This is a genomic window from Sorangium sp. So ce281 (assembly GCF_051527395.1).
Lineage (GTDB): Bacteria > Myxococcota_A > Polyangia > Polyangiales > Polyangiaceae > Sorangium > Sorangium cellulosum_B.
This window is the reverse complement of sequence record NZ_CP150322.1, coordinates 7,883,690-7,905,651: the sequence shown is the minus strand read 5'-3', so window position 1 is coordinate 7,905,651 and position 21,962 is coordinate 7,883,690. Positions and strand designations below refer to the sequence as shown.

Genomic DNA, 21,962 nt, shown 5'->3' with positions numbered 1-21,962 from the left:
TGACGGGCGAAGGGATTCGAGCAATCCAGGAAGCTCCGGATTTGTCGTCGCGCATGATCATGACAGATGCTCCGGAATCACCAGCCCTCGCGCGAGGCACGCGTATCGGCATGGATCCGGGCCCGTCCCGGGCGACGAGCCGTGCGCGCGGCTCGCGTCCTCGCTTGTTCTTGAGACGGAGTGTGGATCGGCTGGGCGCGCGGCGCGGCTACCGCCCCGGGATGTCGTCCGGCGTCGAGCCGATCTGGTAAGGCCGCATCATCTCGTTGTCTTCATGCTCGAGGATGTGGCAGTGCCACACGAACCGGCCAGGGCTCTCGAACACCATCTTGATGCGCGTGATCTCGAACGGCAGCGCGACGACGGTGTCCTTGCGGCCCTCCTCCCCGGCCTCCGGCGGGCGCGGGGCGCCGTCGAACGGCTGGCGATCGACGATCGCGAAGTGGACCTCGTGGACGTGGATGGGGTGCGCGTCGACGGTGAAGTTGTAGATCTCCCACACCTCGGTCGATCCCAGGGCCGGGTTCTCGGTGATGGGATCGTGCCAGAAGAGTGGCCTCGCCGCGCGGGAGCCCGGAGGAGGCTCCAGCGTGCCCAGCGCGGCCACGCTCAGGCCGGCGTCGGGCCGGAGCGCGGAGCTCAGGTCGTTCAGGGACACCTGGCGCACGAGCGCCGCATCTCCGAGGGGCGCGAGCCGCGGCAGCTCGAGCCGGTGCGGGGGCGTGCTCGAGTCCGCGCCCGTCGCCGGCACGACGCGGAACTGCATCACCTGCCCTGTCGTCGCCGGATCGGCGGCGGTCTGCGGGCCGCCGGTGAACGGCGCGTCCGGACCGAGGTTGAGGAGGACGAGCTCGGCGCCGGCGCGGACGCCGCTGAAATCCACGATCACGTCCGCGCGCTCGGCCGGAGCGAGCAGGAGGGTTCCGCGCTCCACAGGGGAAGGGAGGAATCCGCCGTCCGAGCCGATCTGCCAGAACGGGAGGCCGTTATCCATCTTCAGGATCAAGAACCGCGAGGCGCTGCCGTTCAGGATACGGAAGCGGTACCGCCGCTGCTCGACCTCGAGATAGGGCCACGGCCGGCCGTTGACGACGATGACGTCGCCGAAGAACTCCGGGACCCAGATCGGCGGGATATCGCCCTTCGGGATGTACACGTCCGCGAGCTCGCGGGCGAGCCCGCGCGACGCTGGATAGAAGAGCGACCCGTCGTCGTTGAAGGAGCGGTCCTGGATCAAGAGCGGGATCTCGTACACCCTCGCTCCTGGGCGGTCTCCCGGTCGCGGGGCTGGTCCGGGCAGGACGCCCCGCGGCAGATCGTCCGGCCCGCCGCGGAGCAGGTAGAAGCCGGCCGGCCCCGCGTAGACATTGAGCCGGGTAATGCCGAGCGCGTGGTCGTGGTACCAGAGCGTCGCGGCCCGCTGTTCGTTCGGGTACTGGAACACCGCCGCGCCCGGCTCCCACAGGTCGCCGAGCGGCGACGTGCGCCGGTAGTAGTCGTAGAAGGTGCCGGTCGCCGCGTACCCCTCGGGGATGTCGGTCGCCGCGGGGAGATACCAGGCTTCGGGATAACCGTCGCTCTCCTGCCCCATCCTGGCCATCCCGTGGAGGTGCGTGACGATCGGCACCGGGCCCCGGTATGGTCCCGGCGGGCAATCGCCAGAAAAAGCGGGCCGGCTGTCGCGGCCCTGCGCCCCGCCGGGCGGGTTGGCCCAGTGCAGGGTGGGGTCGACAGGGAGCAAATGAGGGAGGAAGCGGCCGGTCGCTCGGTCCCTGAGATCGTTGATCCACTTCACGCGCACCGGCCTGCGGTACGTCGCCTCGATGGTGAACGCCGGATAGGCGAACGTCTCCGGGTGATGGACGGAGCCGTAGCTCCAGACGGTCGTCGGGGGCAAACCCAGCTCGGGTGGCAGGATGTGCTGCTCGATCTGCCGGACGGCGATCTCGTAGGCATCGCGGCCCGCGCTGCCCGCGCCGAGCCCCGTGGCCAGGGGCATGACCTGCGGGATGAGCAACCGGCGCGTGTACCTGGGGATCGCGGCGCCGGAGAGGGTCGGGGCCGAGCCCGGGACGGCCGGACACACACCCACGGCCGCCTTCACCACGCCACCTCGCTGGAGCGCCGTGAGCCCCGTCTCGGCCGGACCGTGCTTCCGTGGCCGTCGTCGCTTCATGGAGGACATCGCGTCTCCTTGCCTCGCGCGGCGCTGCGAGGGCGCAGCATCATGACCAGCGCGCGGCTCCGGTCCACGCAGGAAGCTCCGGATTCGAGGAGCCCCTGGATCACGGAGGATCGCCGTGATCGAAACGCCCCCGGCGACGCGCGGCGTTCAGCCGTGCGGAGCGGGGTTGCCTCGGACGATGCGCGGCCCAGGGGCCGTGGTCGAGAGGGGATGTGGCGTGCCGGTGGCTCTCCGGGCGAAGAGCCTCAGTGAAGATCGCGGCCGTCGAGACGGGCGCAGGCGGGGGAGGGGCGGACCCGACCCGGCGGCTGGCCGCCTCGCGGCGGCCGGGGCGCTCGCCGGGCCTGGGATGTCCCGCTAGGAGCCTACTTGGCCGGCCACTGGTCCTTGGGGAGGTCCTTGTAGACGTCCTCGACCTTGTGGAAGCCGTCCGCGATCACCGTCGAGGCGAGGTTGTCCTTGTCCACGGCGACCGGCGTGATGAGCACGCTCGGGACGTCCTTCTTGCCGTTGTTGACCGTCTGCGTCTTCTCGCCGACGGGCTCCTTCTTCGCCAGCTTGACGGCGAGCTCGGCGGCCTTCTCGGCGAGCAACTTGAGCGGCTTGTAGACGGTCATGCTCTGGGTGCCGGCCGCGATCCGCTGGCAGGCGGCGAGCTCGGCGTCCTGGCCCGAGACGCCGACCTTGCCGGCGAGCTTCTGCTCGCCGAGGGCCTGGACCGCCGCGCCCGCGAGCCCGTCGTTCGACGCGACGACCGCGGTGACGTTGTTGTTGTTCTTCGTGAGGGCGTTCTCGGTGATCTTGAGCCCCTCGACCGGCTGCCAGTCCTTGGCCCACTGGTCCGCCACCGTCTTGATGTCGCCCTTGTCGATGAGCGGCTTCAGGATGTTCATCTGCCCTTCGCGGAAGAGCTTCGCGTTGTTGTCGGTCGGGGAGCCGCCGATGAGGATGTAGTTCCCCTTCGGGAACTTCTTCACGAGGGCATCGGCCTGGAGCTCACCCACCTTGACGTTGTCGAAGGACACGTAGAGGTCCAGGTCGGAGTCGAGGATGAGCCGGTCGTACGCGATGACGGGCACTTTCTGCTTGTGCGCCGACTCGACGATGGTGGCGGTCGTCTTGGCGTTGTGGGGCACGACCACGAGCACGTCGACGCCCTGCGTGAGCAGGTTCTCCGCCTGCGAGTTCTGGAGGGCGTCGTCGCTGTTCGCGGACTGCACGAGCACCTGGGCGCCGAGCGCCTCGGCCTTCGCCTTGAACAGGTCGCGGTCGCGCTGCCACCGCTCCTCCTTGAGGGTATCCATGGAGAAGCCGATCGTGATCTTGTCTTTCTTCTTCTCCGGGCCCTTGGCTTCCGCACCCTTGGCGGCTGTTGCCTCGGACTTGCTCGCGCTTGCGCCGCCTTCATCCGGCTTCGAGCAGCCGGCCGAGAACGCGAGCGAGAACAACGCCATGAGAAAGGTGGAGCGACGAATCAAGGTGACCTCCGCGTGAGATGAATGGGATAGGGGCTCTGTTATGGCCGCCGGCGCTACTGCGTCGAGTTGAGCTGGTCGGCGTAGCTCATGATAAGATTCAAGGTTTCCGTGTCGTCATCGTACACCGAGTACCACCCCTGGAGCTCATGGGGCGGATCGCCGATGTAGTCGTTCCCGAGGAGCCAGTAGTCGTTGCCGTCGTCCGACGGCCTCCCGGTCCCGGCCCAGGCCCAGAAGTTGACGCCGGCGAGCTCCGGGTTCTCGACGACGGCGTCGAACATGGTGGCGTAGTACTCGTTCCGCTTGGCGACGGGCGACGAGACCGGCTCGGACTTGTCGTCCCGGGCGAGCCCGAACTCCTCCACGACGATCGGCTTGTTCAGCGCCCTGGCGTGCGCGAGCTGCGCGTCGATGTACCCGTTGCTCTTGGTGATGGCGGCCAGGAGCCCCTTGTCGGCGGCGCTGTCCATCGGCAGCGACGGGTCGTACCACTCCCAGTTCTCGGGCCACACGTGGAAGGTGAGGTAATCGATGCCGGCCACGTCGTGGAACGCCCTGTAATCGCTGTTGGCGTAGTCGCCCCAGTTATAGGACAGGTCGCCCTCCGACCCGATGGAGACGAGGTGGTTCGGGTCGATGTCCTTGATGAACTTCGCGTTCCTCTCGACCCAGAGCTTGAAGAGCGGGCCCCAGCCCTTGAACGATCGCGGCTCGTTCCCGAGCTGCCACGCCATGATCCCCGGATGGTCCTTGAGCTTCTCGATCAGGACCTTGGCCCGGCTGAAGTAGAACTCCTGGGCCTTCTTGTTGCAGAAGAACAGCGACGAGAGATCCATCTGGTCGGGCCACGGGTTCGTGTTCGGATCGAGCGTGCCCGAGTGAGGGATGGCCCACTCGCCGATCGCCACCGCCTGGCAGTCCTGGCCCGTGCCCTCCTGGAACCGGATCGAGCCGGCGAACGGCACGTGGTGGTCCGCCGCGAGCAGGGCAGCGCCCGTCGTGGGGTGGGTCAGGCCGACCTGGTACGCGCTGAAGTCCTCTCCGCAGGAGAGGGCCGGCTGCTCGTGAGCCCACTTCATGTACTGGGGCATACCGCCGGACCAGTGCCAGAAGTCGTTCAGGGTCATCACCGCCTTCATCCCGCGGCCGTGCATCTCGTCGAGCACCGTCACCAGGCTGTCGGCGAACGCCTCGAGCTGCGCATCGGCGCACGGTTTGTCGGATGATGCCGGAAAAATCCGTTGTGGGCCGTACTGCTGATCGTTCTGCTGCGCGGCGGGGATGTCGCCCTCGCTGAGCGCCATGATCCTGAGGTTCAGGGCGCCGTGGGCCTCGAGGATGTCGAGCTCGGTGCGCAGACGCTCGCGGCTGATGTAGGGAGCCGACCAGAAGTTCGTGCCCATATACCTGTACGGTTTCCCGTCGAGCGTGAGCTTACTACCTTCGGCGCGGACGTAGCACTTTTCCGGTTGCTGGGCGCAGTCGAGCTCCTGGCCGCCGCCGGTTCCGTCCCCGCCGCCGCCGGTGGCGTCGCTTCCGCCGGTGGCGCCGCTTCCGCCGCCGCCGGTGGCGTCGCTCCCGCCGGTGGCGCCGCTTCCGCCGCCGCCGGTGTTGCCGGACCCGCCCGTGCCGCCCGAGGGCGCGGGGTCCGCCGGGTCGGAGGAGGAGCACGCGGCGAGGGAGAGCAAACCCAAAGCGAGCAAGAAGGTCTTCTTCATGGTCGGTTCCTTATGTGGTTCGAGTGTCGTTCCTCACGGATCGCCGAGCCCTGCCGCCCGGAGCGCGCGTCCGGTTCGCAGGGATCTGCCGAGCTGCTGCGCCGCCGTCGCGGGGCGGCATCGCCGGCGGCAGCGGTGAGCTCCCCCTGATTCCGCGACGATACAAATCTCCGCTCCGGGTGGTCGGTCGCGCGCCGGCGTGGCTCGTGGCAGACCACTTAAACGGTTCAGCGTCAACAGGGAAGAGGTCGGCTGGTGTGGCGCCTTTCGCGTGGTGCGTCTCCGGGCGCGCCGGGAGAGGTCCACGCTAGACTGGGCGGACGCGAGCCGATCCGCCGCGCGGCGGCTCCATGGAGGACGGGGGATGTCGCCGAGCTTGATCCTGTTCGCGGTGCCGGCCTTCTTCGCGCTCATCGGCGTCGAGCTCTGGCTCTGTCGCCGCCGCGGGCGCCGCGGCTACCGCTTCTCCGACGCGCTCGCCAACCTCGCGTGCGGGGTCGGGGAGCAGGTCATCGTCTCCGTCGTGAGCGGCGGAGTCCTCGTCTATCTCTTCCTGTTCGAGCGCGCCGCGCTCGCGCGGCTGCCGGAGGGCGCCTTGTGGAGCTGGGCGGCCTGCTTCGTCGCGGTCGACTTCTGCTACTACTGGGCGCACCGCGCGAGCCATCGGGTGAACTTCATGTGGGCCGCGCACGCGGTCCACCACCAGAGCGAGGACTACAACCTCTCGGTCGCGCTGCGCCAGAGCTGGCTCCAGCGGGCCTTGTCCTGGCCGTTCTTCTGGCCGCTCGCCGTGCTCGGCTTCCCCACGGGGATGGTCGTCACGACGTATACGCTGAACATCCTCTATCAGTTCTGGATTCACACGCAGCTCGTCGGCCGCATGGGGCCGCTGGAGTGGGCGCTGAACACGCCATCTCATCACCGCGTGCACCACGGCGTCGACTCCGCGTATCTCGACAGGAACCACGGCGGCGTGCTCATCGTCTGGGATCGGCTGTTCGGCACCTTCTGCGCCGAGGGGGCGCCCCCGCGGTACGGCGTCGTCCAGCCGCTGGCCAGCTTCAGCGCGCTGCGCGCCAACGTCGACCCGTGGCGGAGGCTCGCGCGGATGGCGGCGGCGGAGCCGCGCCTCTCCGGCAAGCTGCTCGTCTGGTTCCGGCCGCCGGAGTGGCGGTCCACCGCGACTTCGCCCGACGAGGGCCCGCTGCGCACCGACCCGGATTACGTCCTTCACGACGTGGCGCGCCCCCGCCGGGCGCGCGCGCTCGCCGCGGCGCTCTTCCTCGCGGCGCTGCTCGGCGCGATCGCGTACCTCCACGCGTCGCCGGGTATGGCCGCGGGCCCGCTGTGGGCGGGGGCGGTCGTCCTCCTCGCGGCGCTCGCGGCGGTCGGAGCGCTGCTCGACGGGCCGAGCCTGCCGGCGCCGGGCGCGGCGGCGCTAGACGCCTCGTCGTCCCGTTCCCGTGGAGCCCCCCTCGTCGACCCACGCGCGCGCTAGCTCGAGCGTGCGTGCGTTCTCCTCGACGCGCTGGAGGAACTGCTCGCGCCGCGCGGCGTCGTCGAGCTGGGCGGCGACGTCGAGGAGCCTCGTCCGGGCGTGCGCGATGGCGGTCCGGGCCGCCGGGAGGTCGCCCGCCGCGAACAGCGCCTCGGCGTGGACCACGCGGGCGAACGCCGAGCCCTCCTCGACCATGCCCAGCCGGTCGAGCAACGCGACCGCCGCGCGCGCCTCGGCGAGCGACTCGGAGGCCTCGCCGCGCGCGAGCAGGACGGCCGCCAGCGTCGCCCGCGCCAGCACGACGAGCGGACCTATCCTCTCCAGCTGCGCCACGGCGCGCCGGGCCTCGGCCTCGGCGCCGGCGAGATCGCCCGCGCGCATCAGGCAGCCGGCGAGGTAGGTGCGCGACGCGCCCGCGAGCCGGCGATCCCCCTGCGCCTCCAGGAACGCGATGGCCTTCATCAGGGCCTCGCGCGCCTCGTCGAGCGCGCCCAGGCGGCAGAGGGGCGCGCCGAGGGTGCTCCACGCGACCGCCATGCAGCCGTCGAGGCCCATGCGCTCGGCGTCCGCGAGCGCGGCGCGGAGGATGGCCTCCGCCTCGGCGTACGCGCCGAGCTGGTGCTCCTGGAAGCCGAGATCGAGCCGGCCGAAGCAGGCCAGGCGCAGGTTCCCCGCGCGCTCGTGGGAGGCGACCGAGCGCGCGAACAGCGCCCGGCCCGAGCCGTGTCGGCCCGCGTACAGCTCGCGCCAGGCGCGCTCGCGGAGGACGACCCCGCTCACGGCCGGGTCGTCGCAGAAGCGCTCGGCCGCGGCGTCGATGAGCGCCTGGAGCGGCGTGGCGTGCGCGTAGAGGCCGCTGATCGTCAGGTAGAGCGCCGTCCCCGCGGACGCCGCCAGGAGCGGGCCCGTCGCGCCCTCTCCGGTCCAGGCGTCCGCGAGATCGCCGCTGAGGCTGGCGAGGCGGTCGTGCTGCCCCAGCCGGGCCAGCACGACCGCGGCCTCGCGCACGGCGGCGTACCAGGGCGCGCTGCGCCGGGGCAGCTCCTCCACCGCCATCGTCGCCCAGCGCGCGGCCTCGACGAGCTCGCCGCGCCAGTGGTGCGCCTCGGCCCGGTGCAGGAGGACCTCGCCGCGCGCCTCGCCGCTGATGCCGAGCTCGATGGCGCGCCCGGTCCACGAGAGCACCACGACGAGGTCGTTCGCGGCGAGCGCCTGCGCCGCGGCCTGATGATAGAACGCGGCGGCGCGCAGCGGCTCGCCGCCCCGATCGAAGTGCTCCGCGATCACCGCGGCCGAGGGCTCGGCCGCGCGCTGGAGCCACTCGCCGGCGAGCCGGTGGCCGAGCGCGCGATCCTGGTCGGTGAGCATCCCGTAAGCCGCCTCGCGCACGAGCGCGTGGCGGAAGACGAGCTCCCGCTCTCCCTCGAACCTCGCCTCGTCGCGCGCGCCGATCCATTCCAGCCGCTCGAGGCGATCGAGGTGATCCGCGAGCCCGGAGACGCCGCCGGGGCCGCCGAGCAGCGCCTCCACCGCGCCCCGCCAGAACACCCGCCCGAAGATGCTCGCCGCGCGCAGCACCTGCCGCGCCGCGCTGTCGAGGCGCTCCAGCCGGGATTGCACCATCGCCAGCACGGTCTCCGGAAGCGCGCCCTGGCTCCCCTCGGACGTCGCCCGGATGAGCTCCTCCAGATAAAACGCGTTGCCGTCGGCCTGCGCCACGAGCTGCGCCACGGTCTCGGCGCTCACCCCGTCGCCGAGGACGTGCCGCACGAGCCGCGCGCCCGCCCGGGAGCTCAGCTCCTTGAGCCGGAGCTCCTGGAGATCCCTGTGGGCCCAGAGCCCTGGGAACAGCGTGTACACCTCGGGGCGCGCCAGGGCGAGCACCAGGAGGGGCTGGTCCACGAGCCGGCGCAGGGCGTCGTTGATGAACTGGACCGTGGGCAGGTCGCCCCAGTGCAGGTCCTCCAGCACGAGGAGGAGCGGCTGCGCGGCGCACGCGGCGGAGGCGAAATCGAGCCAGGCCCTGCGCATCTGATCGCCCATCAGCGGGGCGTCCTTGCGGGCGGCGCGGAGGGGCGCGCTGTCCTCGTCGGGGAACGGCGTGCCCAGGAGCTCGCCGAGGAACTCCGCCACGCGCTGCGCGTCGGCCGCGCGGACGCGCTCGGTCACCCGCGCGAGCAGCTTCTCCCGGCGCGCCTCGATCGGCTCTCGGTCGCGGATCCCGCACGCGCCCTGGAGGGCTTGCCGCAGCATCCCGAACGGGGTGCCCTTGCGGAGCGGGTCGCCGCGGCCGATCCAGACCGCGACGGGCTCGTCGCGCTGCCGGACGCGGCGGATGATCTCGTAGGCGAGGCGCGACTTGCCCAGCCCCGCCGGCGCGGTGACGAGCACGGCGCGCGCCCGCGACTCCTCGATGCACCCGGCGAGGAGGGCCTCGAGGGTGGCCACCTCCCAGTCGCGCCCGACGCAGGCCGTGGGCTTGCCGAGGAGCATGCGCGCGCCGCGGGCGAGCGGCTCTTCTCCCCGGAGCCACAGGCCCGCCTCGGTCTCGACGACCTCGAAGCGGGCGTCGAGCAGCGCGGCGGTCACCTCGTCGATGGCGATGGGCGTCCCGCGTCCCGCCGCCGGCGCGCCCGGGAGCGCCGCCGTGGGCTGCGCCAGCATCCGGACGGCGCGGTCGATCACGTCGCCGACGGGCCGGCCGCCCGTGACCTCCACGCGGCCGGTCGTGAGGACCACCGGCCGGTCCCCGCCGGCGGCGCGGAGCAGGAGCGCGCAGCGGGCCGCCTGCGCGGCCTGATCCGTCGCCACGCCGGTTCCCAGGAGGATCACCAGGATCGACCCGTCCGCCATGAGCTCCAGGCACGCGCCGAGCGCCTCGATCTCCCGGCGCAGCTCCGGCGACACGACAGCGACCACCGCCTCGGGGTCGGCCCGGCCCGGGGAAGCGGCGGGCCGCGGCCCGGGCCCCATCAGCGCCACCGAGAGCACCCGCCGCTCCTTGTGGGTCAGCGAGGACTGGCGGCGCCGATTCGAAGGCGGCGGCTCCAACGGCGCGCGCGCCAGCGGGGAGACGCCCATGGCCTCGAGCGCCGCGGCGATCTCCGCGCCGTCGCGGGGGCGGTCGTCCGGGTTCTTGGCGAGCATCCGGGCGCAGAGCACGTCGAGGGCGGGGGGGACGCCGGGGCAGAGGGAGCTTATCCGCGGCACCTCGTCGAGGAGGATCTTCGCGAGGACGGCCATCAGGTGAGCCCCGCAGAAGGCCGGCTGGCCGGTGAGGCACTCGAACAGCACGCAGCCGAGCGCGAAGACGTCGGCGCGCGTGTCGACGTCCTGCCCGCTCCGGGCCTGCTCTGGCGCCATGTACGCCGGGGTGCCGACGAAGGCGCCCGTCCGCGTGAGCCGCATGGCCTCGGGGACCCCGGCGATGCCGAAGTCGAGCAGCTTCACGCGCGCGGCGTCGCCGTCCACCAGGAACAGGTTGCTCGGCTTGAGATCGCGGTGAACGATGCCGCGCGCGTGGACCGCCGCGAGCGCGGCGGCGGCGCCCACCGCGAGCGAGATCGCCTCGTCCACGGTGAGCACCCGGCGCTGGAGCCGCTGCTCGAGATCCTCGCCGTCGAGCCACTCCATGGCGAGCCACGGCGCGCCCGAGGCGCCGAGCCCGTGCGCGACGTAGCGCACGATACCTGGGCAGGAGAGCTCTGCGAGCACCCTGGACTCGCGAGAGAGGCGCGATTCATCGCCGGATTTCTGTTCGTCGAGGCACACTTTGACGGCCACGACCTCGCCCGAGCGCCGATCGACCGCCTGGAAGACCGCCCCCATGCCGCCGGCGCACGCCCGGCCCACGATCTCAAAGCGGCCTCCGAGCACTTCCCCTGGTTGCATCCCCTCGAGTATCGGCGTCCTCGGCCGTGAAAGTCCACGGCGAGCGCCGGGGCTGGCCGCCGAGGCCGACATGGGGGCAGGTGCGGAGCGTCGCCCCCGTGTCCGTGGCCAGCTTCACCGCCGTCCGTCCAGCAGGGGCGAGGAGCCATTGGGCGATTTCTTATGACGGATTCTGCGTCCTCTCTCCCCTCAAGGCCTGTCTCGGTTCCCCGAGACCGGTGTTCTGATCCTCCGCAAGCGGCTCAGATCAAGTGACGACTTCTCTGACATGAGGGGACGACGTGTGCCGGCGCGCGCTGGCGTGTCACGCGGCGCTTGGCTCTGCAGCATCGCCCCGCCGGGGGCGAAGCCGGGTCGACGTGGACGAGCGTCCGCAGGCTGTCGAGTATGTACAAGGAGGCCCCCTCGACGGGTGCGTGAGCTGTTGATTGGGTGTCGCTTTCCAAGGAGAGCGGAAGACGTGGTTCTAAAGAATGCTCTCCCACCGTAAGCGGCAGGCCTCCGCTGACCGTCGGCTGCCCGAAGCGCCTTGAACGACGCGGGCCCGCCCCGGGCAGCGGTCACCTCGACGAGCGTGCCCCTCTGCCCCTCGTTGGGCGACGGGCAACGCCCCGTGCCAGATGGACAGGACCGACGCCGCCCCGCCGCCGGCGATACCAGCTCGCGCCCCGAGCGGTTTCCGCCATGACGATGTCAACCGGTCACAAGGCTGCTCCGTCGCTGCCGGCGAGGCGCCGCCCCGTCAGGTGCACGCGGGTGCACGGTGCGTGCCAGCAAGCCGCGCTGCAGCGGCCAGAGGGGCTAGCGGGGCCAGAGCGGCTAGAGCCAGACGTGGAGCACGAGGGAGGCAGCGGGAATCCCAAACTATTCAAAAAAATCGAACATCAACTTGCCACCGAACCCCGACTTGCTATATCTTACATGAAGTATGATGCGCCTAGCTCTCGCATATTCTTCATCTTTGTAGCAGAGCCACTGCATTCGAGGCGCGCTTCTTCTGTCTCTGTGTCACCTGCTTGGCTGGTAAAAAGCCACGAAGAATCTCTGCTCAAGGCCGCTGTACATCCTCGCTGAATTGCTCTCGACGAACCGTCGAGATGGCGCGGGCCAATGGGTTCGCTGAAGTGGTTGGTGTTGTCATCGTCACGGTATGGCGATTCGTCCGGAGCGACGGGCGCCATCACATGGCCTTGAACGAGCGGAGCGCGACGATCCCATGCCTCGTCGCGCTCCGGTCCGCTGTACTCGTGGGATTCGGGATCGAGGCTCCGAATCGGCACCCGACGGCGGAGGTTCATCCGGCATAGGGTTTCTGAAGTGAGAGGGAGCAGTCCATCGTGAACAAGAACATTCTATCTGGCGCTGCCTTGGTAGCAGCCATTTTCGTTGGTGTTGCCGCAGGGGCTCCCAGCACCACCTATGGTGCGACCGCCTCCGTCGGCGTTCCCGCCATCGACGTATCTGAGCTCACGATCGCGAAGGTGCAGTGGGCGTACCTGATGCGCCGTTACACGGCGGAGGCGCTGACGAACGCCTATCTCTCGAGGATCGCGCAGTACGAGTCGTCCTACAACGCGTTCACCTCGTTGAACCCGAACGCCGTCGCGCAGGCGCGCGAGATCGACAGGAAGCGGAGGAACGGCGTGGCCCTCGGCCCCCTGGCCGGGATCCCCGTTGTCATCAAGGAGTCCATGGATCACGTCGGCTTGCCGTCGACGGCGGGCTGGGCTCCGCTCAGCTCGCAGGTCGCCGGCGGTGTCGATCTGCTCCCCATCAAGAACTCCGTCGTCGTCGATCGGTTGATCGCCGCCGGGGCCATCATCCTCGGGAAGACGAACATCCCGGCCTTCAGCGACGACGGCACCCGGGCGAACAGCAGCTGGGCGGGGCCCACCTACAACGCCGTGGACCCGACCCTGGTGCCCGGGGCGAGCAGCAGCGGCACAGCCACGGCGGTGGCCGGCAACTTCGCCGTGCTTGGCCTCGCGGAGGAGACGGGGGGATCCATCCAGAACCCTGCGGCCGCGCAGAGCCTCGTCGGCATCAAGCCGACGTTCGCCCTCGTCCCCACGGCTGGCGTCGTGCCCCTGGCCTCCAGCACGAGGGACGTGGTGGGCCCCATCGCGCGGACTGTCCGCGACGCCGCCATGGTGATGGATATCCTCGCGGGCTACTCCCCGGAGGACCCCAAGACGAGCCTGTCCAATGGACACCTGCCCGTGGGGGGCTACACGAGCCAGCTGAGCAAGACCGCCCTCTGCGGAAAGCGAATCGGCCTGTACGGCTCAGGGTGGCGCAACGGCGGCCTGTCTCCCGAGACGCAAGCGCTGTACGAGCAAGCGATCGAGGAGCTGGAGGATCAAGGCGCGATCGTCGTCGAGGATCCCTTCGTCGGGAGCGGCTTCGCCGATCTGGCCTTGCCCGATGAGCCCTATGACATGCGCGGGACGGAGTCTGTGGCCTACGACTTCCAGCGTTACCTCAAGGGGGTCAAGGTCGGCGGGACCATCGTCGGCTCGATCGACGGATTGGCGGCCTTCACGGGGATATCTCCGTTCGATCCCGTCGGCGGGCCGCTGTCCTGGTACGTCGACAAGCTCCCCGTGCTGGCCGCCTCGCTGCTCGTCCCCGAGGTCGCGCCCGATCTGTCTGGCTTCTGGGCCCTGCGGGACCAGTACGTGAACGTCTTCGATTCCGTGATGGCGACGCACGATCTGGACGGCCTCGCGTTTCCGCAGACCTATGACACGCTGCCGGAGCTCTGTGGCTCGGACACCTATCCCGCGACGACGGAGTCCGCGATCAACATCGCGGGCTTGCCCGGGGTGGTCGTGCCCGCTGGTCAATACAGCGACGGGGCTCCCTTCAGCCTGATCTTCGTCGGCCCTCACTGGAGCGAGGCTGAGCTGCTGGGGTTCGCCTACGATTACGAGCAGGCGACTCAACACAGGATCGAAGCTCAGCTGACCACGTGGTGAGCTCGCGCCTCGCACCTCCGGCGCTGCCCGAGGTGCGAGGGACGAGCGTGTGCGGCGCGGCCCTCACGGGCCGCAGCCGGCGCGCTCGTACCCGAGAGCGAGAGCGTTGAGCCCGCAGGCCGTGGGGTGAACGGGGCCCGGCGGGCGGCAGAGGTCGGCCGGGCTTCGACGCCGCCAGGCGCGAGGCGCGCGCGGGCGCTCAGCCCTCATCGTGGTGACGATGCCCTCCGGAGACGCCCGGAAGCTGGCGGCACAACCGGAGGACGGTGCCAGCGCGTCAAGGCGCACGCTGGCACACCCGCGGCACAGATCGCGTGTTGCACCGTCGTTTTGCCGTGGTTTTGGTCTGCCATCAGGTTGGCGCTGGTCGTGCAGTGGTGGACGCCATGACGACGAAGAACGCTTCCATGCTGTTGGTCCTGGCGCCCCTCCTGCTGGCCGCCTGCGACGTGAGCTTCATCGAGGGCGCGATGAACGACGGCGGCGCGAACGACCCCGCCGATCCGCCGCGCGAGAGCGGCGCGAACGACCCCGCCGATCCGCCGCGCGAGAGCGGCTCGAACGACCCCGCCGATCCGTCGGTCGGGAGCGGCTCGATCGACACTGCGGGCAGCGGCAGCTCCGGGGGCGCCGCTGCGCCAGGTGATGCGTTGCCGGCTGTCGCCTTGACGCGCGCTCAGATGGAGGTGCTCTGGGACCGGTACTGGGAGAGCCAGGGTGACGTCGGCGGCAGCAGCGGGTCGGGCGGCGGCGGCGGCCCGGCGCTCGATCCCAACGACCTCTTTCTTCGTGCATCGGATCTCGGTGTCTCGTGCGGCTCCCCGACCACGCATCTCACCTGCGGCGGGCACTGGGCGCTGAGCATCGTGCTGCCCAGCGCCTACCAGCAGGTCGGCGTCTACGATCTCGAGGATCCCGCGCTCGTCAGCTATAGCCACATGAGCGAGACGGGCGAGCCCTACTCGCCGCGGCCGGACGACTGCCCGTGGGGCGGTGGGTCGTTTGGACCGGGCACGCTCGAGATCCTCTCCATCGACGAGGCCGAAGTGCGCTTCCGTCTCGGCGTGGGCTCGCTCTGGGAAACGGATCCGAGCGGCGAGTACACCGCTCCGCGCTGCCCCTGAGGCGCAGGCGTCCTGGGGGGCGGGCTCGGCGATGGTCGCTTCGCTGAGCTCGCCGTCGGTGCTCGGAGCACATTGGAGCTGGCAGGATCGAGCGCTTGGCGCCGGCGGGCGTAGCCAGGCACGCGCGCGGAGCGCCGAAGGTGTCGAGAAGGGCCTGGTTCCGGAGCGGGTTACCACGGCTCTCGCGACACGGTGTCGATCCGCCTGTCGACGGGCTGCCATCCTGGCAAGCCGCCCTCCTGGCCAGGGTGGGTGAAAGCGCGGCTCTCCGCCGCGCTCTCCGGGCACGGAACGTGAAGCGCGTGCTCGCATGGCCATCGAGACGATACCCATCGATCGCGAGGACCGCCTCGCCGGCGTCCTCCTTGGGACGGCGGTCGGCGACGCGCTCGGCTTGCCCAGAGAGGGCCTGTCGCGCCGCCGCGCCGCCCGCCTCTTCGGCGCGTCGCCGCTCGAGCACCGCTTCGTGCTCGGCCGCGGGATGATCAGCGACGACGCCGAGCACGCGTGCATGACGGCCCAGGCGCTCCTGGCCGCGCCGGGGGACGCGGCGCGGTTCGCGCGCGCGCTCGCGTGGCAGCTCCGCGGCTGGCTCGCCGCGCTGCCGGCGGGCGTCGGGTACGCCACCTTGCGGGCGATCCTCAAGCTGTGGCTCGGGTTCTCTCCGGAGCGGAGCGGCGTCTTCTCCGCGGGCAACGGCGCCGCGATGCGCGCGCCGATCCTGGGCGCGGCCCTCGCGCTCACGCCTTCGCGCATCGATTCCATGGTGCGCGCGTCCACGCGCCTCACGCACACCGATCCACGCGCCGAGGAGGGGGCGCGGATCATCGCGCTCGCGGCCGCATATGCCGCGGTGCGCACGCCGGAGCAGGTGAATCCGGCCGAGCTGCTCGCGCTGCTCCGCGGGCGCGTCGCGGACGAGGAGCTCCGCCGCAGGCTCGACCGCGCGGCGGAGCTCCTCGGCCGGCGTGCCTCGGCGGAGGACTTCGCCGCGGCGATCGGGCTCCAGGAGGGGGTAAGCGGGTTCATCGTCGACACGGCTCCAGCGGCCCTGTTCTGCTGGCTCGCGCACCCGGGCGATTTCCGGCGCGCGGTGGAGGACGTCATCCTGCTCGGCGGCGACGCCGACAGCACCGGCGCGATCGTCGGTGGCCTCGCGGGCGCGGCGCTGGGGGCGCGCGGGATCCCCGGAGCCTGGCTGGATGGGATTGCCGACTTCCCGCGATCGATCCCGTGGATGCGGCGGCTCGGCGCGCGGCTCGCGCGGGTGTTCCGCGGCGAAGACGGGGGCGCCGCGGCGGGCGAGCGCGCTTCGGGCGGGGAAGGGCCTCTCGGCCTCTTCTGGCCGGCATTGCCGGTGCGGAACCTGCTCTTCCTGGCGCTGGCGCTGGGGCACGGGTTCCGGAGGATGCTGCCGCCTTATTGACGTGGCCCGCGGCCATGATCGGATTGCGCGCTCGATCAGTATCCGATCAGGGATGCGCTCGGGCGGATTGAAGCTCTGCCAGCAGGCGCCCTCTTTGGGATGCTTCGGGGTATAGTCGGCGCGTGACGACGCGCCGCAAACGCAGCAAGCCGCCGCCCGTGTCCCCGCCGGGGGCAGGCTCCTCCGGTGAAACCCGGCTCGTCCTCGAGAACGTGCGCTGCTTCGTGCGTGGCGAGGTGCCGCTCGGGGCGCAGGTCACCGTCATCATCGGGCAGAACGGCTCCGGCAAGACGAGCATCGTCGAGGCGCTCGCATCGCTCGCGCCCGGCGACGGCGAGGGGCTCGACCGCTTTCCGCTCCGACGTGGAGCGGACCGCGGCTCGATCGTGCTGCACGGAGCCGGCGCCGAGCCGCTCGCGCGCTGGGCCGACGGTGCAAGCCGTTCCGGGCGCGAGCGGCTCCCGCGAGGGAATCACGTCTTCGCGTACGGCCAGTACCGCGCCCTGCGTCCGCCCGCGAGGCCGCGCCAGGCGACCGGCCCCGCGCTCCTCGGTCCGGAGTGGGAGCAGGCGCTCCTCCGGCCGCTCCCGTCTCACCTCGAGGACGCGCTGCGCCGGCCGGCCACGCGCACGCTGATCGATTTCGACGAGTACCTCTTCCGCGACCTCTCGGCGTACGTCGCGCTCCTGGAGGAGCGGGGCGAGTACGACCCCGCCGCGCGGGCGGTCTGGGAGCGGCTCCGCGCATGGCTTGTGGGGCTCGACAGGCGCATCGAGGGCGTGGAGATCGTCGAGCAGGAAGGGCGCCGCGTGGCGGCATTCCGTCGCTCGGGTGTCACGCTCTCGATCACCGAGCTCTCGGATGGCTACCGCGCGATGCTCTCGGTCGTCCTCGACCTCGCGATCCGCTACGCGCAAATCTTCGCCGCGCTCGACGATCCCCTCGGCGGCGAGGCCATGGTGGCCATCGACGAGGTCGATCTCAACCTCCACCCGCGCTGGCAGCGACGGATCATCGAGCAGCTCACCAGCCTGTTCCCGGGCACGCGCTTCGTGCTGACCACGCACTCGCCCGCGGTGGTGCAGGCCGCCATCGACGACAGGGAGCGCAAGATGGCCATCCTGGTGCTGGACGAGAAGCCGGGGGAGGGGACGACGGTGCGACCCTTGACGGAGGGGGATCTCCAGCGGCTCGACGGCGCCGAGGTCGACTCCGTGATGGTCGATGACGCCGTCTTCGATGTGCCCTCGCGCCTCTCGCCGACGTACGAGGCCCTGGAAGTGGAGGCCGCCGTGCTCCGGCAGAAGATCGAGGGCGGCACGGCGACGGCGCGCGACCGGCAGGCGTTGCTGAAGAAGCTCGACGAGCTCCAGGGTGTGCTCGCGCGGGAGGAGGAGCGGGAGGGCAAGGGGCCGCTGCTCTCCGAGATCGCGCGGACGCAGATCGCGCTGCTCAGGCGGCTGGATGCACAGCTTTCCGCGAAAGGAGGGGGACGGCGTGATCCGGCTCCGGCGAAGAGGCGTAAAGCCGCCCGCTGACTGGCAAGGCACGGTGGACGCGGCGCTCCCGGACGCGGCGGCGTTCTGGAAGAAGGCGAGGGCCTTCGAGAAGCTCGCCGGGCAAGGGGCGAAGCGGAAGAAGGGGTTCACCAGCTACGCGCCGGAGGTGCTGCCGGCGGACGAGAAGGGGAAGCCGGATTTCCCGCCCGTCTGGCGCACCGATGCGCGGGTCCGGCGGGCGAACGCCGGGATGTCGCAGGGCTTCTGCGCCTACTGCCAGTCTCCTGTCAGCTCGAACCACCCCGGGACCAGCGGGGAGGACAGGCCGCCGGGGCAGGTCGAGCACTTCCGGCCCAAGGCGCGTTTTCCCGCGCAGGCTTACGAGTGGAAAAACTACTTCATGGCGTGCATGGCGTGCAACGGCGCGAAGCACGACAAGTGGCCGGCTTGTGGGTATGTCCGGCCTGACGAGGGCAGGCCGGGAAGCCGCTTCGTGTTCGCGGAGAACGGCGAGATCGCGGCCCGTGAAGGCGATGAGCAGGCGAGGTGCACGGTCGAGGACTTCGGCCTGACGCGTCACTGGCTCACGCAGCATCGGGGGACGGCGATCCAGTGCCATCTCGACTTCGTGAGGAGGCTAATGGGGCGTCCTGGCATCGAGCTCCAGGACATGCTGATCACGCGGCCGGTGGCGTTCTCCGAGGCGATCAACCAGAACGTGCGGCGCGTCTGGGCCAGCGGGCGGCGAAGGCGGAAGAATTTTTCGCGTGTGCGGCCTCGGCGCGCGCGATGAGCATGCTGAGTGTGTCGCGCTCCTGGGTCGTCTTCGCGATATCCATGAATCCTCGCAGATACCGAATGGCGCTCGGATCGGCCGAGGGAATGGCGTCGAAGAATACGGAAAGCGCTGTCTCCGAGACTTCGATGATGTTGATCATGAAGAAGACGGCGCACTCGGCAAGAGTGCGAGATCTGTTGAACATCTTGGCGAAGCTGGCGAACGGGCGCTCGGTTCGGCTGGGGTCTTTCAGAAACGCCAGGATTGCCCTGGTTGCTGGCTCATATTGAATGTGGGCCAGCAACATAATGATGGACGCCTTCCCCTCCGTCGTCGCCTTGTCAAGCGAGCGAAGGAGCACCGGTCCAGCCACTTCGCCGAGGTGGTAAAGCGTCTGAAACTCTATCGGGCTCGCTGGCGGAACCAGCCGTGCCACGCGTTTCTCGATCTCCCGCCGCAGCCCCTGCCTGACCTCAATGGCGGTCTCGGCACATTGCGCTGCGAGCATCGTCCCTTCAGCCACGTCGTCGCGATCCTTATCGAGCAGGCCGCGGATGATCCGACCCGCGTGCTCCCCTGGAAAACCGGCCGAAAGGACGATGACCTCGTGCCACCACTTGTCCTTGTATTTGCGTAGTAGCTCATCATAAGCTTGGGCGTTCACCAGCTCCATCGCGGCGAGGTACTCCTGGAACGTCAGGTGCGAGAACGCGAACGACCCCGGCGCCCGCTCCACGAGCACGCCGTTGCGGTCGCGGATCTCGGCCACGATCGCGGTGGCCTCTTCTTCCGGGCGGCCGAGATCCGGCAGGTGCGCCGCGAGCCGCTTCACGACCTCCTCCGCGGGCAGCTCCGCCACGCGCGCCCTGTGCATGGAGAGCGCGAGCCGGGCGAGCAGCGCGCGCTTCGCGTGGGCGTCCAGCTTGCCGATGGCAGCTCCCTCCGCGAACTTGGCCCGATCCCACTCGTAGAGAAGGACGTTGGTGATCGCCTCGTAGAGGGCGACCCGGCGCTCCGGGATCCGCTGCCCGAGGAAGCGGTGAACGACACAGATGACGGAGCAGAGGAGGGGAGTCTGCGCGAGCTTCTCGATCGCCCGGCTCGCCCGCACCCTCTCCTTGAGATCCTCCGCGGCGGCGCGCGCGTCCATCTCGGCCTGTCCGCGCGGCTTGTTAAGGCTCAGCTCGGCGGCCAGACACCACCGGTCGATGAAGACGCCGACCTCGTCACGCGTCATCGGCAAGAGGCGTGCTCGCGCGAAGCCCCTGGGCGCACTCTCGTCCTTACCAGGCGCGGCGGCTGGCCTCGTCGTGACGACCACCGAGTTCCCCGGATACGCGTCGAGCGTTGTCGTGAGGGCCGGGAGCACCTTCCCCGCCACCTGCGCGCGGGCTTCATCCAGGCCATCGACGAGGAGCAGCGCTCGACCGCGCTCGAGCGCTGCTTTCACGAACCATGGCTCCGTGCCAGCGGCGCCAGCGATCCCCTCCGGGCCCGCCTCGGCCTCCTGAAGCGCTCGAACCGGAACGAGGAAGGGAATCGGCGCCGGACCGGGGCTCGGGGTGGAAATGGCCAGCTCGCCCCGGGCGGCGCGCGTGGCCATGTACGCGAGGAGCGTCGATTTGCCGCTGCCAGGCTCCCCGACGATCAGGAGCTGCGGGTGGTTCGCGAGTGCGTCCGTCGCGAGCACCCGCGGCCGCTCCAGCACGCGCAGCATGGCGCCGGCCGCCTTGGCTGTCACCGTGATCGCTTCGCCCTTTGCTCCCTTGCCACCCGTTTTTTTCGGCTGCGCCGAGCGCAGCGCCTCAGGCGGCTCCTCGACGTGTAGCGGCACATAGGCGATCTCGAGATCCTGCGTGACGCGCGCGCTGAGCTGTAGCCCGCGGATCTCGATCTGCCCGCATCTCGCCTCGACTTCCCGCCGGTAGGCCCGCTCCGCCGCCGCGAAGCGCGCCTCCTCGTCGCCCCGGGCCGCCGCGTCGAGCACGGCGCGTTCCTCGGCGCACCGGATCTCGAACGCATCCGCCTCCGGAAACGCATCCTCGAAGCCCTTCTGCCCCCACCGCTCCACGAGCGCGCGCAGCTCGCCGCGCAGCCCCTCCGGGACCGGATATGGCCCGCGCGCAGCGAGCGCATCGAGCAGCCGCCGCCTTGCCCGCCCTCGCCGGTTCTTGAGGACCACCTCGGGCAGCCCGTCGCTCGCCGGATCGCTCTCCGGCAGCTCGCCGAAGATCCTGTCGAGCAACGCCTCCGGCGATTCCGCTGCCGCAGCTTTCACCTTGGCCTGGCGCTTCGCCCCGGCGGCGGCCTTACCTCGCCCCGTCCCAGTCTTCGCCTGTCGCACGGCCGCCGTCACGAGCCGGCATCCTAGAGATCGCCCTCCCCACCGTCCAGCCGCCGAGCACCGCGCCCCTTCCGGGCCGCGCCTCCCCGGCTACGCCACGCGCCCGGAACGGCTTCCTCACGCCACCCGGTCCTCCGCCCATGGCATGCTGCCTCCCACGGGCCACCCCATGCAGTTCGTCACGTACGCCCCGCCTCCCCCCCTCGGCCGCTTCGTCAGCCTGCTCTGGCACTACGCCGCCCCCGAGCTCCCCGACCTGCTCGAGCGCGTGCTCCCCAGCGGCGCCATGAGCCTCCTCATCAACCTCGCCGAGGACGAGCTGCGCTGGTACGACGGCGCTGCCGAGCACGGCGCTGCCGAGGGCGGCGCCGCTCTCTGCCACCGCCTCTCCGGCATCGCCGTCTGCGGCGCGCACGCCGAGCACTTCGCGATCGACACGGCGGAGCAGCGCGCGATCGTGGGCGCGGAGCTCTCCCCGGGCGGCGCGGCGCCGTTCTTCGGCCTGGACGCCGCGGCGCTCGGCGGCGCCCACGTCTCGCTCGACGCGCTGTGGGGCCGCGAGGCCGCCCTCGTCCGCGAGCGCGTGCTCGAGGCGAAGACCCCCGAGGAGAGGCTCCGCGCGCTCGAGTCCGCCCTCGCGTCGCGGCTCCTCCGGCCCCGCGCGCCGCTCGAGCGCGATCCCTCGGTCGATTTCGCGCTCGCCGCGTTCGCGGACCCGTCCCGCGCGTGGACCGTGGCCGACGTGACAGGGCGGCTCGGGATGAGCTCGAAGCGGTTCATCCGGAGCTTCACCGAGCGGGTCGGCCTCACCCCGAAGCGTTATTGCCGTGTGCGGCGCTTCCAGCAGGCGGTCTCCGCGATCGAGCGCGGCGAGCGCGTCTCCTGGGCGGGCGTCGCGGCCGCGTGTGGCTATTACGACCAGGCGCACTTCATCCACGACTTCCGCGCGTTCGCCGGCCTCACGCCCACCGAGTACGTGACCAGGCGCCGCGAGCGGAACCATGTCCCGCTCGACGGCTGACCACCGGCGATGGCTGCGATGG

The 21,962-nt window shown here is 70.7% G+C and carries 12 protein-coding genes; 7 read left to right on the top strand and 5 right to left on the bottom strand.

The annotated features are described in order from the left end of the window. Window positions 1-208: 208 nt before the first annotated feature. The 3 genes from WMF27_RS29915 to WMF27_RS29905 all read right to left on the bottom strand — a co-directional run bounded on the left by WMF27_RS29915 (window position 209) and on the right by WMF27_RS29905 (window position 5,066). Entirely contained in the window at window positions 209-2,176 is a 1,968-nt protein-coding gene (locus tag WMF27_RS29915; protein WP_437769986.1) for a multicopper oxidase family protein, read from the bottom strand. A 374-nt stretch (window positions 2,177-2,550) separates the two neighbouring features. Then, the gene (gene xylF / locus WMF27_RS29910) at window positions 2,551-3,639 is read right to left on the bottom strand and encodes a D-xylose ABC transporter substrate-binding protein (RefSeq protein ID WP_437765465.1); all 1,089 of its coding nucleotides are present in this window, start codon (window positions 3,637-3,639) and stop codon (window positions 2,551-2,553) included. Between the two features lie 77 nt (window positions 3,640-3,716). Then, on the bottom strand, window positions 3,717-5,066 hold the full coding sequence (locus WMF27_RS29905) for a glycoside hydrolase 5 family protein (RefSeq protein ID WP_437765466.1): 1,350 nt from the start codon (window positions 5,064-5,066) through the stop codon (window positions 3,717-3,719). A 679-nt stretch (window positions 5,067-5,745) separates the two neighbouring features. Between WMF27_RS29905 and WMF27_RS29900 the strand changes: the two genes are divergently transcribed. Continuing rightward, window positions 5,746-6,879, top strand: a complete 1,134-nt coding sequence (locus tag WMF27_RS29900; protein ID WP_437765467.1) for a sterol desaturase family protein — start codon at window positions 5,746-5,748, stop codon at window positions 6,877-6,879. Here WMF27_RS29900 and WMF27_RS29895 read toward each other — a convergent pair. Next, window positions 6,820-10,770, bottom strand: a complete 3,951-nt coding sequence (locus WMF27_RS29895; protein WP_437765468.1) for a protein kinase domain-containing protein — start codon at window positions 10,768-10,770, stop codon at window positions 6,820-6,822. The genes WMF27_RS29900 and WMF27_RS29895 overlap by 60 nt on opposite strands. A gap of 1,499 nt (window positions 10,771-12,269) precedes the next feature. Between WMF27_RS29895 and WMF27_RS29890 the strand changes: the two genes are divergently transcribed. The 5 genes from WMF27_RS29890 to WMF27_RS29870 all read left to right on the top strand — a co-directional run bounded on the left by WMF27_RS29890 (window position 12,270) and on the right by WMF27_RS29870 (window position 18,590). Then, complete coding sequence (locus WMF27_RS29890) at window positions 12,270-13,748, top strand: amidase (RefSeq protein WP_437769987.1); 1,479 nt, start codon at window positions 12,270-12,272, stop codon at window positions 13,746-13,748. A gap of 386 nt (window positions 13,749-14,134) precedes the next feature. Next, the gene (locus WMF27_RS29885) at window positions 14,135-14,872 is read left to right on the top strand and encodes a hypothetical protein (RefSeq protein WP_437765469.1); all 738 of its coding nucleotides are present in this window, start codon (window positions 14,135-14,137) and stop codon (window positions 14,870-14,872) included. A gap of 310 nt (window positions 14,873-15,182) precedes the next feature. Further along, the gene (locus WMF27_RS29880) at window positions 15,183-16,298 is read left to right on the top strand and encodes an ADP-ribosylglycohydrolase family protein (RefSeq protein WP_437765470.1); all 1,116 of its coding nucleotides are present in this window, start codon (window positions 15,183-15,185) and stop codon (window positions 16,296-16,298) included. A 122-nt stretch (window positions 16,299-16,420) separates the two neighbouring features. Then, entirely contained in the window at window positions 16,421-17,836 is a 1,416-nt protein-coding gene (locus WMF27_RS29875; protein WP_437765471.1) for an AAA family ATPase, read from the top strand. Next, entirely contained in the window at window positions 17,796-18,590 is a 795-nt protein-coding gene (locus WMF27_RS29870) for an HNH endonuclease (protein ID WP_437944566.1), read from the top strand. The genes WMF27_RS29875 and WMF27_RS29870 overlap by 41 nt, the downstream gene beginning before the upstream one ends. Here the strand turns inward: WMF27_RS29870 and WMF27_RS29865 are convergent. After that, a complete protein-coding gene (locus tag WMF27_RS29865) occupies window positions 18,505-20,931 on the bottom strand; it encodes an NACHT domain-containing protein (RefSeq protein ID WP_437765473.1) in 2,427 nt (808 codons plus the stop codon). The two genes, WMF27_RS29870 and WMF27_RS29865, sit on opposite strands and share 86 nt — an antisense overlap. A 133-nt stretch (window positions 20,932-21,064) precedes the next feature. On the opposite strand from WMF27_RS29865, the gene WMF27_RS29860 reads away from it, so the two are divergent. Beyond that, window positions 21,065-21,940: a helix-turn-helix domain-containing protein gene (locus WMF27_RS29860; protein ID WP_437765474.1), complete on the top strand. Its 876-nt coding sequence runs from the start codon at window positions 21,065-21,067 to the stop codon at window positions 21,938-21,940. Window positions 21,941-21,962: the final 22 nt, after the last annotated feature.